This is a genomic window from Oliverpabstia sp., assembly GCF_022785585.1.
Classification (GTDB): Bacteria; Bacillota; Clostridia; order Lachnospirales; family Lachnospiraceae; genus Oliverpabstia; species Oliverpabstia intestinalis.
In genome coordinates, this window is the sequence record NZ_JALFPR010000092.1 from 1 (window position 1) to 19,687 (window position 19,687).

A 19,687-nucleotide genomic window follows, 5' to 3' on the forward strand; every position below is an offset into this window, starting at 1 on the left:
GGAAAATCAACATTGTTAAATATCATCGGTGGCATCGACAGGGCGGATGATGGAGAAATCGTGATCCACGGCGAGCGGATGGCAGATATGAAGGAAAAACGACTGACTATTTACCGGAGAAAGCATCTTGGCTATATTTTCCAGATGTATAATCTGATCCCGAATCTGACCGTACGGGAAAACATCGAAGTGGGTGCCTATCTGAGCGACAAACCGCTGGATGTGAACGAACTGTTACATACCCTCGGACTCTATTCTGGCAGGTTACGGCACCACGCTCGGTACGGTATCCAAGACTGCTGCGGAATCGCTGCAGGAATTACAGACCGGACTTACCGCATTGCAGACCGGAACAGTACAGTTACAGGAAAGCAGCAGTCAGTTAGAAGCCGGTATGGCAGCGTTTGGAGAAGGAATCCGGCAGCTGTATCAGGGATCCGCAGCACTGCATCAGGGAAGCGGACAACTTTCTTCCACAGGAACTGCCCTGATCGGTGGTTTGGATACGATGATCTCAGGCATGGATAGCCTGCATCAGGGACTGGTCAAATTTGACGAGGACGGAATTCAGGAGCTCAGCGACCTGACGGGTACAGACCTGACAAGCCTGGCAAACCGGATCCGTGCACTGAAGAAAGCAGATGGCAGATACGACAATTATGGTGGTATCTGCGAGGGAGCAAGCGGAAATGTCTGTTTTATTATCGAGACGGATGAGATAAAAGCAGAATAAAAAAACATAAAACATGGCAAAGAACCGGGAATTCCCAGGGGAATATCAAAGCGGCAGCAGCTGGCACGAAACAAATATTCCCCTGGATTCCCGGCTTTTTTCTGCTGTTCCTCAAAAAAAGGACAAAAATTTTATAATTCCTAGAAAAATACTAAGAAATTAGTTGACAACTAGCAAAAGTTAGTATACACTAATTTCATAAGTTAGACAAATCTAACCCATAAAAAACAAGCTAATATTTATTGAGAAGAGATCCGGGAAAACCGGATGGAACGTGAATAAAAAGTATTCGTAACTGTTCAGTACCTTCACAGTGGCTACGGAATAGTTACAAGTATTCAAAGAAGACAGGAGGAATCATATGAGCGTTGTAATCGTAGGCGGACACGACCGCATGGTAGCACAGTATAAAAAAATCTGTAAATCCTATAAATGTAAGGTGAAAGTATTTACCCACATGGGAGCAGATTTCAACAAACAAATCGGATGTCCGGATATTCTGGTATTATTTACCAATACCGTATCTCACAAGATGGTGCGCTGCGCACTGGATGAGATCGACGGAAAACATACCGATGTGGTTCGCTGCCACACCAGCAGCGGAAACGCACTGACCGGGATTCTGGAAAACTGTTTTGCAAACTAAGAGGGATGTAACGGAGGAGAGACATGCTGGAAAGATATCTGATCGATCATTGTTCGCCCACACTGGCATCGTTGAAGACGGCTAATATGTTCATCTGTCCGTATGAGTCCGGTGAGAGTCTGGAGGAAGATGTGCGCAAGTGGAATCTGCAGATGAAGGATAAGGGACTTTATCTTACGATTCTTCGAAAAAACGATAAAAAAGCACTGGTTTATCTGTGCAGGCCACAGAGACTGGAGCAGGATCTTCATAAACCGGAAGTACAAAAGTTTCTGCGGGCGTGCGGATATCGGGGAGAACACTGGGAAGAGGCACTGACGGAATTGAAAGACAGATTACATATGTGTGAAAAATTCCCTCATGAGATTGGCTTGTTTCTCGATTATCCGTTGGTTGATGTGATAGGATTTATCCGTAATACCGGGAAAAACTGTAAGTGTTCCGGCTGCTGGAAAGCCTATGGTAATGCAAAAGAAGCAGAGAAAACATTCTGCAGATACAAAAAATGCAGAGAGATCTATTCCCGGCTGTGGGAAAATGGCAGGAGCGTTTTGCAGCTGACCGTAGCTGCTTAACCATAAAAACGGGGCATCCCGTAAATATCAGGAGGAATATAAAGATGAGTAAAGTAGCAGTTGTTTATTGGAGCAGTACAGGTAATACAGAAGCAATGGCAGATGCAGTAGTGGAGGGCGCAAAAGAAAAAGGCGCAGACGTAACACTGTATGAATGTGCCGATTTCCGCCCGGAACTGGTCGGAGAATACGATGCCATCGCGTTCGGATGCCCGGCTATGGGAGATGAAGTACTGGAAGAAGATGAATTTGAACCAATGTTTGACGGCTGCAAAGCTGAACTGAAAGACAAAAAAATCGCACTGTTCGGATCTTATGGATGGGGAGACGGTGAATGGATGAGAAACTGGGAGAAAAGCTGTAAAGAAGCAGGAGCGGTTCTGGCAACAGAGAGTGTCATCTGCAACGATATGCCGGATGATGCCGGCGTAGCAAATTGCAAGGAACTGGGCGCAGCACTGGCATAACGGCTTTGACAAATAAAACCGAGGACCTTATGGATTCTGCAAAAAGAACCCGTAAGGTCTTTTTTTATGGAAAATCTTAGGGTATAATCAAAACATCGACAGAAAAAGGAGCAGCAGGATATGACATTATCACAGTTACGCTATGCAATTACCGTGGCGGATTCCCGTTCGATGAATCAGGCGGCGCAGAAATTATTTATCTCCCAGCCAAGCCTTTCGGCGGCTATCCGGGAACTGGAAGACGAGGTGGGAATCGAGATTTTCCGGAGAACCAACCGCGGGATCCAGGTGACACCGGACGGAGAAGAATTTGTCGGATATGCCAGACAGGTCGTGGAACAGTATGCCCTGATCGAGGCACGGTATGTGGATAAAGAAAAAGTAAAGAAAAAGTTCGGCGTTTCCATGCAGCATTATTCGTTTGCGGTGAAGGCATTCGTGGAGATGGTCAGACGCTTCGGGATGGAACGGTATGAATTTTCCATCTATGAGACACAGACGTATGATGTGATTGAAAATGTGAAAAACTTCCGGAGTGAGCTGGGAATTTTATATCTGAATGATTTTAACCGGAAAGTACTGGGGAAGATCTTTGAGGAAAACAATCTGGAATTTCATGAGCTTTTTGACTGTCAGGAATACGTTTACCTGTGGAGCGGTCATCCGTTGGCAAAAAAGAAGGAGATTACTCTGGAGGATCTGGAAGATTATCCATTTCTTTCGTTTGACCAGGGGAGCAACAATTCGTTTTATTTTGCGGAGGAAGTGTTCAGTACGTATGAATACAAACAGTCGATCAAGGCGAATGACCGTGCGACGATGCTGAATCTGATGAAAGGACTGAACGGATATACACTTTGCAGCGGCATTATTTGCGAAAATCTGAATGGTTCGGAGTATTGTGCGGTAAAACTCTCCACAGAAGAAACCATGACGATCGGATATCTGAAACGAAAGGGGATTCCGTTAAGTTCGATAGGAAAGGAATATCTGAAAGAGATCAGTAAATATAACAATTAAGATAATTCATGGTGCAAAAACAAATACTCATATATAACTAAATGGAATACATGAAAATCTTGTGAAAACGGATTTTTTCTGTTAAAATGACATCTGCGTTACATTCAGGATATAAGTTGCAATAAGCATTGATAGAGAAAACGGTGTCAATCCGTTGCGGTCCCGCCACTGTGACAGGGAGCCGAGAACATGAGCCACTGGAAGAGAAAAATTCCGGGAAGGAGTTTGAGGTGATGAACTGAAGTCAGGAGAACTGCTTATATCTTTGAGATGTTTCTCACGGCTGATGAGAACTCTTAAAATATGATTAAGTGATTTTTCGGCATGATTTAGGTGCAAACCTGTCTTATGACTGTGGAGAAACCGAAAAACTGCTGCGTCAGAAATTAAGGGGACAGTCTGCATAAAGATACAGACTGTTTTTTCTATGCTATAAAACAGGAAATGGAAGACAACTGGAAACAAAACACAGGAGGAAAATCAGTGAAAAAAGGAAAGATACTGGCACTGCTGCTGGCAGGCGTAATGGCAACAACGGTACTGGGAGGCTGTGGAAGCAAAGGAAGTGACAGCTCTTCTTCATCATCAAAAGCTTCATCCGATGAGAAGGTTCTGAACTTCGGATGTGCAATGTACACCGACGGAAGCGTCAACACTGCAGGTGACGAGAACGGTGGCTGGAACGCGATGCGTTACGGAATCACAGAGACATTGTTCAAGTTCAACGACAACATGGAACTGGAACCATGGCTGGCAGAAAGCTATACCGTGAATGATGAACATACCGAATGGGTCGTTACTCTGAAAAAAGGTCTGAAGTTCTCTGACGGATGTGATCTTACCGCAAGCAAGGTAAAAGAAGCATACGAACATCTGAAAGAAGTAGGACCGTCCGGATCTGCAAAACCGGAAAAATATCTGGAGTTCGAGGCAACCATCGATGCAGATGATGAGGCAGGTACTCTGACAATCAAGACCTCACAGCCGTATGCCAACCTGATGGGACAGCTCAGCCATCCGACCATGGGTATCGTAGACGTAGAGCATACGGAGAACTTTGACAATGGTACCATCGGAACCGGTCCGTACATGATCGATTCTTTCAACGGTGTGGGTGTCGGTTATACACTGGTCGCAAACCCGAACTTCCGTGAAGAAGTACCTTATGATAAAGTAAACCTGCTGTATATGGGTGACAACTCTGCGAAAGCAATGGCACTGGAAAGTGGACAGGTTGACCTGGTAGAGAATATCACCAACGTAGCAGATATCCAGAAATTCCAGGATTCTGCTGACTATACTGTAGATATCGCTACAGGTGTGCGCTGTGGTTTTTCCTGGATGAACTTTGATGGCGTTCTGGGTAACAAGACACTGCGCCAGGCGATTCTGATGGCGATCGATTATGATACTATCTGTAATTCCAAGACGATCGGAGGACTGTATACACCGGGATTTTCTGTACTTCCATCCAACCTGTCCTATGGATATGAGAAACTGAACAATCCATACACCTATGATCCGGAAGGTGCGAAGAAACTACTGGATGATGCGGGGATTGTAGATACAGACGGAGATGGTATCCGTGAGATTGATGGAGAAAATATCAATCTGCGTTATATTTCTTATGAAAACCGTCTGCTGAATGAATTTTCTGATGCACATACCCAGTATCTGACAGAGATCGGAATCGGTGTTACTTCCGAGTACGGAAGTTCTGATGATCAGTGGAGTAAGCTGGCAGCACTGGATTATGATCTTAACAACAACAACTGGATTACCGTAGGAACCGGAGATCCGTTCGCTTACATGGCAAACTGGGCAACAGAAAGCACTTACTGTGCATATTCTAATCCGGAATACGATGCGTTATATCAGAAACTGAAAAGTGAGATGGATGAGGACAAACGTGCAGATCTGATTTTCCAGATGCAGCAGATTCTGATCGATGATGCGGCAGTTCTGATTGACGGATACTATAACTCCAGTATGATCTATTCCAAAAATGTAGGATATGCAAAGATTCATACCGCAGATTATTACTGGTTAAGTACGGAGATTGTTCCGGCAGAATAAAAAACTCTGGAAACGCCTGGTTGTTTTTACAACCGGGCGTTATGCCGTTGCATGCAAGGTAACATGTATTTTTTGGAAAAAGAAAGGTGTGAACGATTTGAATAAGAAACAAATACTCATGCGTCTGCTGCAGATCATCGTGGTACTGTTCGGTATCAGTTTTATTACATTCGGTCTGACCTATATGTCACCGGGAGATCCGGTACGAAACATGTATTCCGCCAACGGTGTAATGCCGACCGAGGAGATGGTAGAGCAGACAAGAGAAGAGATGGGATTAAATGATCCGTTTTTTGTACAGTATGGAAGATGGCTTGGCAACTGTCTGCAGGGAGATTTCGGGAAATCCTATTCCCTGAACAAACCGGTAACAGAACTTCTGGCAGAGAGACTGTGGCCGACCTTAAAACTGACACTGATGGCGATGTTGCTGATGCTGGTACTTTCTATTCCCCTCGGTATGGCATCTGCTTTGAAAAAAGATACCTGGATCGATTATCTGGTACGGGGGATCACGTTTATCGGTTGTGCGATGCCGAACTTCTGGGTGGGACTTCTTTTAATGATGGCGTTTTGTGTCTATTTCCAGATTTTTCCGGTAATCAGTTCTGCGGGAGACTTTAAGAGTCTGTTCCTTCCGGCACTGACACTGGCGATCGCGATGACCTCCAAATACACCCGTCAGGTGCGTACCGCAGTTCTTGATGAACTGAGCCAGGATTATGTGATCGGCGCCCAGGCGAGAGGAGTAAAATGGTCCAGAATCGTCTGGTTCAATGTATTCCCGAATTCTCTGCTTCCCCTGATTACCATGTTCGGTCTGTCCATCGGATCTCTGCTTGGTGGTACGGCAGTAGTAGAAGTTATTTTTTCCTATCCGGGCCTTGGAAACCTTGCAGTGTCTGCAATCACTTCCAGCGATTATAACCTGATCCAGGGTTATGTACTGTGGCTGGCGCTGATTTATATGGTGATCAATCTGATCGTGGATGCTTCTTATGTATATATTGACCCGAGAATGAGATTAAAGGAGTAATGAGTATGAAAAAGAAGAATTTTTTTGCACAGTATAAGCAGTTTACCTTTTTTCTTATTCTGGCTGTTGTGATTATTCTGATTGCAGTATTTGCCCCGGTTGTGAGCGGGGGTGTGGATCCGCTGAAAGGAAGCCTGGATGAAGCCCTTCTGGCTCCGAGCAAGGCACATATCTTCGGAACCGATAAGATGGGACGTGATATCTTTGCACGTGTGATTTACGGAGCGAGAGCGTCTCTGACAGCAACTTTTGGTGTAGTTGCACTGATTTTCTTTATCGGAACAACACTTGGCGTGATCGCCGGATATTTTGGCGGTATCGTGGACAGTATTATCATGCGAATCGCTGATATGATGCTGTCTTTCCCCGGTCTGGTTCTGGCACTTGCCGTAGCCGGTATCATGGGAGCAAGCATGAAAAATGCAATTGTAGCCGTTGTCGTAGTAAACTGGACAAAATACGCCCGTCTCGGACGAAGCCTGGTTCTGAAGATCCGTCACTGTGACTATGTGGAAGCAGCGATCGTAACCGGTTCTAAAACACCGTATATGATCTTACGTTATATGCTGCCGAACGCACTGCCGACACTGATCATCACGGCAGCTACCGATATCGGTGGTATGATGCTGGAACTGGCAGCTATGTCTTTCCTGGGATTCGGAGCAAAACCTCCGGCACCGGAATGGGGCTATATGTTAAACGAAGGAAGAGCATGTATTCAGTCTGCACCATGGATGATGATTTTCCCCGGGCTGGCAATTTTTGTTGTAGTTGTAGTCTTTAATATGCTGGGAGATTCTCTCCGGGATATTCTGGATCCGAAAGACGAGTCAGGAGGGCAGATATGGTAAATATGTTACAGTTGAAAAATGTGACCGTTTCCTATAAGAATGTACCTACCGTGCAGAATTTTAACCTGAATATGAAACAGGGACAGATCGTATCACTGGTAGGTGAATCGGGAAGCGGAAAGACTACCGTGATTCGTGCCGTTCTTGGACTTCTGGCAGGAGGTGGAGTGGTTTCCGGGGGAAGCATTACGTTTGAGGGAAAGGATCTGCTTTCCTATAACCGCGAAGAGTGGAGAAACCTGCGCGGCAGTGAGATCTCCGTGATCTTTCAGGACAGCGGTGCGATGATGAACCCGACAAGAAAGGTTGGAGATGTATTTGTTGAATATCTGCGCACCCACGAAAAAATCTCAAAAAAAGATGCCTGGGCAAAAGGCTGTGGGATGCTGGAAAAAATGAATCTTCCAAGCCCGGATAACGTGATGAAATCCTATCCGTTCCAGCTTTCCGGTGGTATGCGCCAGCGTGTGGGAATCGCGATGGGTATGTCCTATCAGCCGAAACTGCTGCTTGCGGACGAACCGACCTCCGCACTGGATGTGACAACACAGGCACAGATCGTGCGCCAGATGATGGAACTGCGCGATGATTACGGAACCAGTATCATCGTGGTGACGCATAACCTCGGAATCGCAGCGTATATGTCTGATTATATCGTGGTTATGAAAGACGGAAAAATGGAAGATCAGGGAACGAGAGAATATATTCTGCATGAGACCCGAAATGCATATACCAGAAGCCTTCTGGGTGCCGTTCCTTCCGTGGGAGGTGAGAGATATGTCTGAATCAAAAGAAGTAATCCTGGAAGCAAAACATGTGACCCAGCGTTTTCGTACTACAGACGGACGGACATTGCTTGCCAACAACGATGTCAATCTGAAGTTTTATAAAGGAGAGACACTGGGACTGGTAGGAGAGTCCGGCTGTGGAAAAAGTACTTTTATGAAATTTCTGGTATCTCTCGATATCCCTTCCGAGGGTGAGATCCTGTACCGTGGAAAAGATATCACAAGATTAAAGGGAGAAAAATTGCGTCAGAACCGCCAGAATATTCAGATGGTTTTTCAGGATCCGACCACATCCTTTAATCCGAAAATGAAGATCCGTGATATCATATGCGAACCGTTACTGAACTTCGGGAGAATCAAAAAATCCGAAAAAGAAGAAAACTGTCGCAGACTTCTGGAACTGGTAGAGCTGCCGGCAGAATTTTCGGATCGGTATCCACACAATATGAGCGGTGGCCAGAGACAGCGTGTGGCGATCGCCCGTGCCCTGGCTCTGGAACCGGAAGTGATCATCATGGATGAAGCAACCTCCGCACTGGATGTATCGGTGCAGAAGACGATTATCGAGCTGATCACGAAGTTACAGAGAGAAAAGAATATTACGATCGGATTTATCTGCCATGATATTGCACTGATCGAGCAGTGTGCCCATCAGATCGCAGTCATGTATCTGGGAAATGTGGTGGAAGTACTTCCGGGCGGACAGCTTTCCAAAGATGCTATGCATCCGTATACGAGAGCACTGATGGGGTCTGTCTTCGATATCAACATGGATTTTTCCAAACCGATCGAGAACCTGGAAGGAGAAGCACCAAGCCCGCTGGAGCTGCCGGAAGGCTGTCCGTTCCAGGGACGATGTACCAAATGTATGGCGATTTGCAAAAAAGAAGTTCCGCAAATGGTCAGCCTTACACCGGATCATCAGGTCGCCTGTCATCTGTATACCGAAAGCGTACAGAAATAGAAACATGAGGGTAACTGTGAGGGCACTGAACAGTTATGAGGAGAATGATAAAGTGAAGGTGAAAGAAAAAAAGAGCAGCAGTCTGATAGAAGGAAACATTGGGAAAGCAATTTTATTATTTGTACTGCCTCTGATCGCGGGAAGCCTGATCCAGCAGTTGTATGTGACAGTAGATGCGATCATTGTAGGACGGTTTGCAGGAAAAGTGGGACTGGCAGCGATCGATTCGATCAATACGCTGTTTAAGTTCCCGATCAACTTTATGAATGGTCTGGCGGCAGGAGCAACGATTATTATTTCCAGGTATTTCGGAGCGAAAGCTACCGAGCATCTGCATCGTTCGATCCGTACGGCGATCACGATTGCATTTGTCCTGGGAATCATCAGTTCTTTTGGAGGCGTACTGCTTGCTCCGCAACTGCTGAAACTGATGCGTGTTCCGGCGGATATCTACAGGGATACGCTGACATACTGCACGATTTATTTCGGTGGTCTGTGGTCTCTGATCCTTTATAATATGGCAGCGGGGATCCTGCGTGCCTTTGGGGATTCGAAACGTCCGCTGTGTGTATTGCTTGTGAGTAGCTGCATGAATATTTTAGGTGATCTTCTTTTGGTAGGTGTTCTGCACCTGGGAGTAGGCGGTGCGGCTGCTGCCACGGTTGCGGCACAGATCGTCAGTGTGATCCTGGCTTTTCTGTTTCTGGCGAGAGAAGAACATCTTCGCGGAAAAGTGCATGTCTGGCATCTGCATTTTGGCAGAGAGCATATGGTGATGATGATCCGTACCGGATTTCCGCTTGCTTTACAGTCCATGCTGTTTCCGGTCGCCAATTCCATTGTGCAGGCGAGTGTAAACACGATGGGAACCGACAGCATCGCAGCCTGGAGCATCTGCGATAAGCTGAGTATGCTGATCTGGCTGCTTGCCGACTCCATGGGACCGGCGATGACGACTTATGTTGCACAGAATCTTGGTGCAGAACAGACAGAAAGAGTCAAAAAAGGAGCGGTTATCGGAACCGGTATCTCGGTCTGTGCGGTGGGAGCCGTCAGTCTGTTCCTGTTTTTTGGCTCCGGATGGGTCGGCCCGTGGTTTATTGATAAAAAAGATGCTGAACTTTTGATTCCACTTGTGGTAAAATATATGCAGATGATGGCGCCGTTTTATCTGTTTTATGCGATTGCGGAAGCATTATCCGGTGCAAGCTGCGGTTTAGGGGAGACCGTTGCACCGATGATTACGACGCTTCTCAGCATCTGTCTGCTCCGGGTATGCAGTATCTGGGTGATTCTTCCGAAGTTTGAGACGATGGAATGCATCATCTGGATCTATATTGCTTCCTGGATCGTGGCAGGTCTGTCTTTTATCGGATTATTCTGGTATAAGAGCAGAAGAAAATTACAGAAAAACAGGTAATGCATCCGGAAAAACAGTCGGAACAGGAAATATAAGACTCCGGGCATACCTGTTGGAAAAGATGGGAGTATCGTATGGAATTAAGAGAATTACAGTTCTTTGTTGTAAGTGTGGATGCAGGGAGTCTGAGTCAGGCTGCGCAGATTTTGTATACGACGCAGCCACATGTAAGTAAAACGATCAAAAAGCTGGAGCGGACACTTGGATACCAGCTTCTCGAACGAAGCAAAAAAGGTGTGGAACTTACCAAAGAGGGAGAAAAAGTATACGATCAGGCAAGAAAAATGTTGAGTTCCATGGAAGAAATCCAGAGAATTCAGATGGAGACGCAGGAGAGTACGATCCGTATCGCATCTATGCCAAGCAGTCTTCTGAGTGAAGAATTTGCCACATTTCTTGCAGAACATCCGAAACTGCATGCGGTGTGTTATGAGGAGACACTGGAGAAGATCATTCACCATATCTGTCATCGACAGGTGGAGGTTGGTTTTGTGTTTATCTCCAAGATGCAGCGGCAGGCTTTTGAACGGATGATACAGAAAAGAAAAATGACGTTCACACCGTTAAAAGAAAAAGATATGGCACTGTATGTGGGACCGAACCACCCATATTATGAAAAGGAGTATGTGACAAAAGAAGAACTGCGAAATCTTCGCTATGTACAGCATGAAGAAGACCAGATTTCCCTGTTGCATACTTCCGGACATCTGCAGGAAGATCTGATTGACAGCAGAGATTTTCAACAGATTGTCACGGTAAACAGCAGCTCACTGATGCAGGAACTTTTAAGAAAGACGGATCTTGCCAATCTCAGCTGCAATCTGCAGAAGGAAAAAGAAAGGGACAGCCTGATCCGTATGATCCCGATCCGAAAAAGCCATACAAAAGTCTGCTTCGGATATCTGCATCGGGCAGACTGCGTATTGCGTGTTCACACGGAGGAGTATTTGAAGCAGTTAGAAGAAAAGCTGAAATAATAGACAAAAAAACAAGAAAAAATTTGTCGTTTTTATACAAGGTCATAATTGAAAATCTTTCATGAGATGATATGATATAACATGAAAGTAAAAAGCAGTAACGATACGATGAAAGATAGCAGAAGGAAGTAGTCGGAACGTTACAGGGGAGAGATATGACAAAACGATGACAACGAAGAAAAAAGTTCTGACAGGAATTGCCGGTGTGCTTCTGGTGGCTGCGACAGCCGGCTATGGTGCGGCAGCATATTATTACAGCAGTCATTTTTATTCACATACAGAGATCAACGGTACTGATTACGGGGAGATGACCGTTGCGCAGGTGAAGAAAAAAATTGCGGATCAGATACCGTCTTATCAGATTACAATAGAAGAAAGAAACGGGCAGGAAGAAACACTGACCGGAGAACAGCTAAAGCTGACCTACCAGGATGATGGAGAAATTGATAAACTGATGGAAGATCAGCGGCCCTGGGCGTGGGTGATTCATGCGTTTACCGGTGTTCATGTACAGTTAGAGAACATGGTGGCGGTCAATGAAGAAGCATTGAAACAGGCAGTGGAAGGACTGACTTGTATGCAGCCGGGGAATATGCAGGCTCCGAAGGATGCCTATGTGGGCATAACAGATGACGGCTATGCGGTGATTCCGGAGGAAGAAGGAACTACCCTGGACGAAGGAAAAGTAACAGCAGGACTTCATCAGGCTCTGACGAACGGGGAGATAACCTTTGATCTGGATGCCGGTGACTGTTATGTGAAACCGGAGATCAGGCAGGATGATGCAGAACTAAAGGCAAAAGCAGATGCAATTAATCAGAAATTATCTGCAAACCTTACCATGGACTTTGGAACAGACCGAAAAGAGGTACTGGATAAGAATACCTTAAAAGACTGGGTAGCAGAAGCAGAAGATGGAAGTTTTTCCATAGATGAAGAAAAAGTGAAAGAATATGTGGCCGGTCTTGCAAAAAAATATGATACAGTCAACAGCAAAAGAACATTTACTACAACAGCCGGTAATACCGTAACGCTGACACCGGGAGACTACGGATGGGAGATTGATCAGTCCGGTACAGAGTCAAATCTGATGCAGGCAATCAATGACGGAACACAGGGTGATTTTGAAATTGTGTATACATCCACTGCGTTGAGCAGAAATGAGAATGATATCGGAAACTCTTACGTAGAACTGAGTTTGTCCGATCAGCATTTTTGGGTCTATGTGGACGGAAAACAGGTTATGGACTCAGAAGTGGTGACCGGATGCCGGAATAAAGGAACGGAAACTCCCCAAGGTGTGTATAAAGTCAAGGGGAAAACCACAGATTATACCATGCGCGGTGAGAAAAATGCCAGTGGTAACTGGTCGTATCAGGTACACTGTAATTACTGGATACCTTTTGCAGCTGAAGATACCATTGGATTCCATGATCTGACAACCAGAAGTGACTGGAGCAGTACTGCGTATCTGGATAATGGATCTCATGGGTGTGTGAATACACCGTTGGATAAAGTAAAAGAATTATATGATATTGTGTCATATAAGTTTCCTGTTGTAATATATTAAGAAAAAAGCTATTCTGACAGCAACAGTCTGTTCAGGACTGCTTTTTTTGCGTTGCCAAGCATACGACAAAAAGGTCCGGTGGACCTTTTTTAGTTAAGTCGATTTTGACCGAAAATAAAGTCGGAATTGACACTGTCACTTTTAGCTGGAAATAGTATACTGAGATTGTTTCTGTTATGGGGATAACAGCAAAATAAAGACAGGATTCAGACGGGAAAGGATTGAACAGGAGATGAATTCAAAAAAATTAACTGCGCAGTGTGCTGTATTACAGGGGAGTTATTGGGTGGCGGTCTGTGCGATCAATGGGTTTGCAACGGTATTTTTATTACATATCGGGCTGAAAAGTTCTCAGGTAGGAGTCGTGCTGGCTCTTGGAAATATTCTGGGAGTTATATTACAGCCATTTGTTGCGGCGGCGGCGGACCGTGCAAAACGGGTAACTTTACAACAGATGACTGCAGGGATGGCAATTGCCATAATCCTGCTGCTGATTCTGATGCAGTGTATGTCAAAAATGGTACCGGGAATCGTGCTGTCATTTTTGATTGTTAATATGTTATTACAGGTGGTACAGCCACTGATCAATTCTATCAGTTTGTATTATGTGAATCATGGTATCTATGTGGATTTTGGAATCGGAAGAGGAGTGGGCTCTGCATCCTATGCGGTGGCAGCTTCATTTTTGGGAATTCTGATCGGCAGGTATTACGGTCTGGCAATTATGGCTGTTGGATGTCTGTCTTTTGCGGTGATGTTCGTTACCTTGATTTCCATGCCGGTTGTGAAGGATACGAATGAAAGTAAAAAAGAAGAACAGAAAAATACTGCAAACAGACAGAGAAGTGGCGGGATTCTGGAATTTGCATGTCGCTATCGGAATTATATGCTGGTATTGCTGGGAATGATATTAATCTATGTAGAAAGTACATATGTGAACAATTATCTGATCAATATTGTGGTAAGCCTCGGGGGAGATATAAAACGGATGGGAACACTGCTGACAGTATCTGCAATGAGCGAACTTCCTACGATGTTGTTGTTTTCCAGGCTGGTTGGCAAATGGGACAGTAGAAAACTGATTCGGTTTGCGGCGGTAATGTTTTCTGTGAAAGCACTGGGGTATCTGGTGTGTGGCAGTATATCGTTCCTGTATGTAGTGCAGATGCTGCAGATGTTATCATTTGCATTATGTCTGCCTTCTGCGGTATACTATGTAAATGAAACGATGGCTGTGGAGGACAGAGTGAAGGGTCAGTCGCTGCTGATTGCGTCAAGTACCATGGGAGGGGTATTTGGCAGTCTGTCCGGTGGTGTGCTTGTGGATTTTGCCGGAATAAAGGCAATGCTTGCAACTGGTCTGGGACTGTCTATGATCGGCACGGCAATCGTGTGCATTTTTGTATCGCGAAAAGACAACTAGGAGGAAACGATGAATTTTATCAGTGCGTTTGAGGTGATCGGCCCCAATATGGTGGGACCGTCCAGCTCCCATACAGCGGGAGCAGTATCTATCGGAAAGATGGCAAGAAAGCTTTTCAAAGAAAAAGTGACAGAGGTGACATTCACTCTGTATGGTTCTTTTGCAAGAACGTATAAAGGACATGGTACAGACCGGGCATTGCTTGGCGGCGTGCTTGGATTTGCAACCGATGATCTGCGGATCAGGGATGCATTTTCCTGGGCAGAGAAGATGGGAGTGAAATATCAGTATATCGCTGATAAGGAGTTTGTTCCGGATCATCCGAATACTGTGGATATCCGGATGACAGGAGAAAACGGCACCAAGATGCAGGTGCAGGGACAGTCCATCGGTGGCGGCAAGATCAAGATCACCCAGATTAACGGTATTAATGTGGAATTTACCGGAGAATACAGTACGCTGGTGGTAAAACAGATCGACAAACCGGGTGTGGTAACACATATTACGCAGTGTCTGAGCAATCAGAATGTAAATATTGCTTTCATGCGGCTGTTCCGTGAGGGCAAGGGAAAAACGGCTTATTCTGTTGTGGAGTCAGATGAGCGGATCCCGGATGAGATTCTGGAAGAGATTCGACAGAACCCGTATGTGCAGGAAATATTGCTGATTCAGATATAGGAGAGACGGACAGATGACAGATTTTAAAAACGGACAGGAATTATTAGAAGTATGTAAGAAAAAGCAGTGTTCGATCTCCGAAGTGATGAAACAGCGGGAGATCGAAGGCACATCCTCCACAAAAAAAGAAGTGGAAGATAAGATGCGAAAAGCCCTCGCCATCATGAAAGAGGCAGTAAGAAAGCCATTGGAAGACCCGAAACCGTCCATGAGCGGACTGATCGGCGGGGAGGCAAAGCAGATTACCGGATACAGAGAGAGCGGGACAAATGTCTGCGGAACGTTTATGAACAAATTGATCGCTTACAGCATGGCGGTTCTGGAAGTCAACGCTTCGATGGGGGTCATCGTTGCGGCACCGACTGCCGGATCTTCCGGTGTGGTTCCGGGAGTGTTACTGGCACTGCAGGAGGAAAAAGGATTCAGCGATGAACAGATGACGGATGCATTGTTTCATACAGCGGCCATCGGCTATCTGCTGATGCGGAATGCCTCTGTGGCAGGTGCGGAGGCAGGCTGTCAGGCAGAGGTAGGTGCTGCATCGGCGATGGCTGCTGCCGCTGTGACAGAACTGATGGGTGGAACACCGGAGATGTGTCTGCAGGCAGCAGCTATGGCGATCTCAAATCTGCTTGGTCTGGTCTGCGACCCGGTGGCAGGACTGGTGGAAGTTCCCTGTCAGAGCAGAAATGCGATAGGTGCGGTTAATGCTGTGACCTGTGCGGAGATCACATTGAGTGGTGTGATGTATCCGATTCCGTTTGATGAGATGGTGGATGCGATGTACAAAGTAGGAAAGAGTATTCCGTTTGAACTGCGTGAAACAGCCATCGGTGGATGTGCGGGAACACCCACCGGATGTGGAATGCGTTGCAGAATCTGACGGAAAAACGACAGAAAAATAAAAAATGTATAAAAACTATACAAAAGAAAAATGAATTTTGTATAAATCGACAGTTGTGTGAAAAAAACAAAAGTGGTAAAACTAATATAAGCTCAGATAAAGAAAAACATTGATGAAGACAAGTTACACAGGAAGATTTCTTTCAGAGAGTTGCCGGCTGGTGTAAGACAACAGAAAACCTGATGTAATATCCCTTCGGAGTATCCGCTCTGAAAATAGAGTAAGAGCAGACGGCACTCACCGTTATCGGAGATCTGTTATCACCGGAAAACCGGCTGACAGTACAAAAGAGATTGTCACTATGACAATAAAGCAGAGTGGTACCGCGGAAAAGATTCGTCCCTGCAGCAAATAAAGCTGCAGGGCTTTTTATTTTGAAAGAGTGAAAAACTCAGGGTATCCCTTATGCGACGGGGAAGTCGTTCATGTTTTCTGAATGAGTCAGAAAAAGGAGGAAAAAAACATGAGTGGTATTATGATGATGGTAATTGCCATTGTGGTATTAGGCGGAGCCTATATCTTCTATGGCCGTTACCTTGAGAAAAAATGGGGCATTGATCCCAACGCCAAAACTCCGGCTTATGAAATGGAAGACGGCGTAGACTATGTGCCGGCTGATACCAATATCGTATTTGGTCATCAGTTCGCATCCATCGCAGGTGCGGGTCCGATCAACGGACCGATCCAGGCTGCAATCTTCGGATGGCTGCCGGTACTGTTATGGATCCTGATCGGTGGTGTATTCTTCGGAGCAGTACAGGATTTCTCTGCAATGTATGCTTCTGTAAAAAATAAAGGACGTTCCATCGGATCAATCATTGAAACTTATATCGGAAAAACAGGAAAGAAACTGTTCCTGCTGTTCTGCTGGCTGTTCTGTATCCTGGTTGTAGCTGCTTTCGCTGATGTTGTAGCAGGAACTTTCAACGGATTCCTGACAGCTGATGACGGAACCGTATCCAAGATCACTGCAAATGGTGCAGTAGCAACAACTTCCATGTTATTCATCATCGAAGCTGTATGCCTGGGCATGATTCTTCGTTACGGAAAACTGCATAAATGGGTCAACACAGCAATCGCTATCGTGATGCTGGTTGGAGCAGTAGCACTGGGTATGAATTTCCCGATGTATCTGCCGAGAACCACCTGGCATGTGATCATCTTCATCTATATCCTGATCGCATCCGTAGCTCCTGTATGGAGTCTGCTGCAGCCTCGTGACTACCTGAACAGTTACCTGCTGATCTTCATGATCATTGCAGCCATCGTAGGTGTATTCGTGGCAAATCCACAGTGTCATCTGGAAGCATTTACTTCCTTTAATGTAGATGGACAGACTCTGTTTCCAATCCTGTTTGTAACCATCGCCTGTGGTGCCGTATCCGGTTTCCATTCACTGGTATCTTCCGGAACCGCATCCAAACAGATTAAAAATGAAAAGAACATGCTGCCGGTATCCTTCGGTGCCATGCTGATGGAAAGTATGCTGGCTATCATCGCTCTGATCGCCGTTGCATCTTTCGCAAAAGGAGAAGCAGCAGCACAGGGTCTGACCACACAGCCACAGATCTTCGCAGGAGCAATTGCAAACTTCCTGGAAGTCATCGGTCTGCCACATACTCTGGTATTTACCCTGATCAATCTGGCAGTATCTGCATTCGCACTGACATCTCTGGATTCTGTAGCCCGTGTCGGACGTCTGTCCTTCCAGGAATTCTTCCAGGATAACGATGTGGATGAAAAAGATTACACACCATTCCGTAAACTGATGGTAAACAAATATTTTGCAACAATCTTGACACTGGTACTGGCTTACCTGCTGGCAAAAGTAGGATACGCTGAGATCTGGCCACTGTTCGGTTCTGCCAACCAGCTGCTGTCTGTACTTGCGCTGGTAGCATGTGCCGTGTTCCTTAAGAAAACAAAACGTCAGGGAATTATGCTGTGGGCTCCTGCAGTATTCATGATGGCTGTTACTTTCAGTGCACTGGGTCTTACCATCTACAAACTGACCGGCGCTCTGATGACCACAGGCCTGGATCTTGGAAATACCCTGCAGCTGATCTTCGCAGTTCTGCTTCTGATCCTTGGTGTGATCGTAGCAGTACAGGGCATTAAGAAACTGTTCGAAAAACCACAGGAAAAAGCGGCATAATCGGACAGAGATTTACCTGAATAAAATAAATAATAGTAAAAAGGCTTTCGCAATCGGTAATGCAATGCACCCGGCCTGCGGAAGCCTTTTTATTTACGCGAGCAACGAGCCAAAGTCCGTGCTTGCACAAGACCTTGGCGACTGCCGCGTTAACTTGAAAAACACGCTCTGCAAGTTTCTCATAGTTTTGCAGGAGATTGTTTTCCTGTTAAATAAAAAGCCATACGCGAGGAAAAGCGCTGCGATATATAAAACTGATATTGTAAGAACTGCTGCAGATGCATTAACAGGTAAAAGGACGGAAAAGTAAATTTTTCAAAAAACCATAAAAACATAGTTGACAAGTAGGTATAAGGGAATTATAATACACTCAACAAAACAAAACAAGTTCCGTAGCTGCAAGGGGATCGAACAGTTGCGAAATAAAAAAAGAAAAGAGAGGAAATGTATTATGGGAAATATTTATAAGGGAACCTTAGGACTGATCGGAAACACCCCACTGGTTGAAGTGGTAAACGTAGAAAAAGAACTGGGTCTGGAAGCTACTCTTCTGGTTAAACTGGAATATTTTAATCCGGCCGGAAGTGTCAAAGACCGTATCGCAAAAGCAATGATCGAAGATGCAGAAGAAAAAGGACTCTTAAAAGAAGGCTCCGTAATTATTGAACCTACATCCGGTAATACCGGAATCGGTCTGGCATCCATCGCAGCATCCAAGGGATACCGTATCATCCTGACCATGCCGGAAACCATGAGTGTGGAGAGAAGAAACATCCTGAAAGCATATGGTGCAGAACTGGTGCTGACAGAAGGAGCAAAAGGGATGAAAGGAGCTATCGCCAAAGCAGACGAACTGGCCAAAGAGATTCCGAACAGCTTTATCCCGGGGCAGTTTGTAAACCCTGCCAATCCGAAGGTACACCGTGAGACAACCGGTCCGGAAATCTGGAAGGATACTGACGGAAAAGTGGATATCTTTGTTGCCGGTGTGGGAACCGGCGGAACACTGACGGGAACCGGCGAATATCTGAAGTCCCAGAACCCGGACGTGAAAGTAATTGCCATGGAGCCTGCAACTTCTCCGGTGCTTTCCCAGGGTAAGAGCGGTGCTCATAAGATTCAGGGAATCGGTGCAGGATTTGTACCGGATGTACTGAACACCAAGGTATACGATGAAGTTGTTACCGTAGAAAACGACGATGCGTTCGCAGGAGCAAAACTGCTGGCAAAGAAAGAGGGTATCCTGGTAGGTATCTCCTCCGGTGCAGCCCTTCAGGCAGCTATTGAACTGGCAAAACGTCCGGAAAACAAAGGCAAAACAATCGTTGCACTGCTTCCGGATACCGGTGACAGATATTACTCCACACCATTGTTTACAGAATAAATTATAAAAGACGGGCGGAC

Annotated in this window: 19 protein-coding genes, 1 riboswitch and 1 other annotated feature; all 19 genes read left to right on the forward strand. The window is 45.6% G+C overall.

Annotation, left to right across the window (positions count from 1 at the left end):
• Positions 1-528: ATP-binding cassette domain-containing protein (locus MSA64_RS06375; protein WP_287891030.1), on the forward strand; the 528-nt coding region annotated here is incomplete at its 5' end.
• Positions 521-733: a hypothetical protein gene (locus tag MSA64_RS06380; RefSeq protein ID WP_287891032.1), complete on the forward strand. Its 213-nt coding sequence runs from the start codon at positions 521-523 to the stop codon at positions 731-733. The genes MSA64_RS06375 and MSA64_RS06380, both read left to right, overlap by 8 nt.
• Positions 734-1,094: 361 nt before the next feature.
• Positions 1,095-1,379, forward strand: coding sequence for a DUF2325 domain-containing protein (locus tag MSA64_RS06385; protein ID WP_277663326.1), 285 nt, complete (start codon positions 1,095-1,097; stop codon positions 1,377-1,379).
• Positions 1,380-1,402: 23 nt separating this feature from the next.
• Complete coding sequence (locus MSA64_RS06390) at positions 1,403-1,954, forward strand: DUF3793 family protein (RefSeq protein ID WP_287891034.1); 552 nt, start codon at positions 1,403-1,405, stop codon at positions 1,952-1,954.
• Positions 1,955-1,998: 44 nt separating this feature from the next.
• Complete coding sequence (locus MSA64_RS06395) at positions 1,999-2,421, forward strand: flavodoxin (RefSeq protein ID WP_227596719.1); 423 nt, start codon at positions 1,999-2,001, stop codon at positions 2,419-2,421.
• Positions 2,422-2,541: 120 nt separating this feature from the next.
• A complete protein-coding gene (locus tag MSA64_RS06400) occupies positions 2,542-3,441 on the forward strand; it encodes a LysR family transcriptional regulator (protein WP_154431965.1) in 900 nt (299 codons plus the stop codon).
• 96 nt (positions 3,442-3,537) lie between these two features.
• A riboswitch (cobalamin riboswitch) is annotated at positions 3,538-3,716 on the forward strand.
• 208 nt (positions 3,717-3,924) lie between these two features.
• Positions 3,925-5,517: an ABC transporter substrate-binding protein gene (locus MSA64_RS06405; protein WP_287891037.1), complete on the forward strand. Its 1,593-nt coding sequence runs from the start codon at positions 3,925-3,927 to the stop codon at positions 5,515-5,517.
• 88 nt (positions 5,518-5,605) lie between these two features.
• A complete protein-coding gene (nikB, locus tag MSA64_RS06410; RefSeq protein ID WP_334300096.1) occupies positions 5,606-6,553 on the forward strand; it encodes a nickel ABC transporter permease in 948 nt (315 codons plus the stop codon).
• A 5-nt stretch (positions 6,554-6,558) separates the two neighbouring features.
• Positions 6,559-7,404 carry a nickel transporter permease gene (nikC, locus tag MSA64_RS06415; protein WP_277663323.1) on the forward strand — a complete coding sequence of 282 codons (846 nt, stop codon included), beginning with the start codon at positions 6,559-6,561 and terminating at the stop codon, positions 7,402-7,404.
• Positions 7,398-8,189: an ABC transporter ATP-binding protein gene (locus tag MSA64_RS06420; protein WP_330639070.1), complete on the forward strand. Its 792-nt coding sequence runs from the start codon at positions 7,398-7,400 to the stop codon at positions 8,187-8,189. Before nikC ends, MSA64_RS06420 begins: the two co-directional genes overlap by 7 nt.
• On the forward strand, positions 8,182-9,156 hold the full coding sequence (locus tag MSA64_RS06425; RefSeq protein WP_287891040.1) for an ABC transporter ATP-binding protein: 975 nt from the start codon (positions 8,182-8,184) through the stop codon (positions 9,154-9,156). Before MSA64_RS06420 ends, MSA64_RS06425 begins: the two co-directional genes overlap by 8 nt.
• 52 nt (positions 9,157-9,208) lie before the next feature.
• On the forward strand, positions 9,209-10,576 hold the full coding sequence (locus MSA64_RS06430; RefSeq protein ID WP_287891042.1) for an MATE family efflux transporter: 1,368 nt from the start codon (positions 9,209-9,211) through the stop codon (positions 10,574-10,576).
• Positions 10,577-10,650: 74 nt separating this feature from the next.
• Complete coding sequence (locus tag MSA64_RS06435; protein WP_277663320.1) at positions 10,651-11,553, forward strand: LysR family transcriptional regulator; 903 nt, start codon at positions 10,651-10,653, stop codon at positions 11,551-11,553.
• 166 nt (positions 11,554-11,719) lie between these two features.
• Positions 11,720-13,123 (forward strand): L,D-transpeptidase family protein, encoded by a 1,404-nt coding sequence (locus MSA64_RS06440; protein ID WP_287891044.1) that lies wholly within the window; start codon positions 11,720-11,722, stop codon positions 13,121-13,123.
• 232 nt (positions 13,124-13,355) lie between these two features.
• Positions 13,356-14,546: an MFS transporter gene (locus tag MSA64_RS06445; protein ID WP_154431954.1), complete on the forward strand. Its 1,191-nt coding sequence runs from the start codon at positions 13,356-13,358 to the stop codon at positions 14,544-14,546.
• Positions 14,547-14,555: 9 nt separating this feature from the next.
• Entirely contained in the window at positions 14,556-15,224 is a 669-nt protein-coding gene (gene sdaAB, locus MSA64_RS06450; RefSeq protein WP_022172207.1) for an L-serine ammonia-lyase, iron-sulfur-dependent subunit beta, read from the forward strand.
• A 13-nt stretch (positions 15,225-15,237) separates the two neighbouring features.
• Positions 15,238-16,107 (forward strand): L-serine ammonia-lyase, iron-sulfur-dependent, subunit alpha, encoded by an 870-nt coding sequence (gene sdaAA, locus MSA64_RS06455; protein ID WP_227338856.1) that lies wholly within the window; start codon positions 15,238-15,240, stop codon positions 16,105-16,107.
• Between the two features lie 121 nt (positions 16,108-16,228).
• Positions 16,229-16,475, forward strand: a binding site (T-box leader).
• A 116-nt stretch (positions 16,476-16,591) separates the two neighbouring features.
• Positions 16,592-18,283, forward strand: a complete 1,692-nt coding sequence (locus MSA64_RS06460; protein ID WP_117523479.1) for a carbon starvation CstA family protein — start codon at positions 16,592-16,594, stop codon at positions 18,281-18,283.
• A 451-nt stretch (positions 18,284-18,734) separates the two neighbouring features.
• Positions 18,735-19,667 (forward strand): cysteine synthase A, encoded by a 933-nt coding sequence (cysK, locus tag MSA64_RS06465; RefSeq protein ID WP_106492300.1) that lies wholly within the window; start codon positions 18,735-18,737, stop codon positions 19,665-19,667.
• Positions 19,668-19,687 lie beyond the last annotated feature (20 nt).

Excerpts from the sequence above, each read along its gene's own strand:
- MSA64_RS06380 (WP_287891032.1), top strand. The coding sequence starts at position 521 with ATGGATAGCCTGCATCAGGGACTGGTCAAATTTGACGAGGACGGAATT.
- MSA64_RS06385 (WP_277663326.1), top strand. The coding sequence starts at position 1,095 with ATGAGCGTTGTAATCGTAGGCGGACACGACCGCATGGTAGCACAGTAT.
- MSA64_RS06390 (WP_287891034.1), top strand. The coding sequence starts at position 1,403 with ATGCTGGAAAGATATCTGATCGATCATTGTTCGCCCACACTGGCATCG.
- MSA64_RS06395 (WP_227596719.1), top strand. The coding sequence starts at position 1,999 with ATGAGTAAAGTAGCAGTTGTTTATTGGAGCAGTACAGGTAATACAGAA.
- MSA64_RS06400 (WP_154431965.1), top strand. The coding sequence starts at position 2,542 with ATGACATTATCACAGTTACGCTATGCAATTACCGTGGCGGATTCCCGT.
- nikC (WP_277663323.1), top strand. The coding sequence starts at position 6,559 with ATGAAAAAGAAGAATTTTTTTGCACAGTATAAGCAGTTTACCTTTTTT.
- MSA64_RS06420 (WP_330639070.1), top strand. The coding sequence starts at position 7,398 with ATGGTAAATATGTTACAGTTGAAAAATGTGACCGTTTCCTATAAGAAT.
- MSA64_RS06425 (WP_287891040.1), top strand. The coding sequence starts at position 8,182 with ATGTCTGAATCAAAAGAAGTAATCCTGGAAGCAAAACATGTGACCCAG.
- MSA64_RS06435 (WP_277663320.1), top strand. The coding sequence starts at position 10,651 with ATGGAATTAAGAGAATTACAGTTCTTTGTTGTAAGTGTGGATGCAGGG.
- MSA64_RS06440 (WP_287891044.1), top strand. The coding sequence starts at position 11,720 with ATGACAACGAAGAAAAAAGTTCTGACAGGAATTGCCGGTGTGCTTCTG.
- MSA64_RS06445 (WP_154431954.1), top strand. The coding sequence starts at position 13,356 with ATGAATTCAAAAAAATTAACTGCGCAGTGTGCTGTATTACAGGGGAGT.
- sdaAB (WP_022172207.1), top strand. The coding sequence starts at position 14,556 with ATGAATTTTATCAGTGCGTTTGAGGTGATCGGCCCCAATATGGTGGGA.
- sdaAA (WP_227338856.1), top strand. The coding sequence starts at position 15,238 with ATGACAGATTTTAAAAACGGACAGGAATTATTAGAAGTATGTAAGAAA.
- MSA64_RS06460 (WP_117523479.1), top strand. The coding sequence starts at position 16,592 with ATGAGTGGTATTATGATGATGGTAATTGCCATTGTGGTATTAGGCGGA.
- cysK (WP_106492300.1), top strand. The coding sequence starts at position 18,735 with ATGGGAAATATTTATAAGGGAACCTTAGGACTGATCGGAAACACCCCA.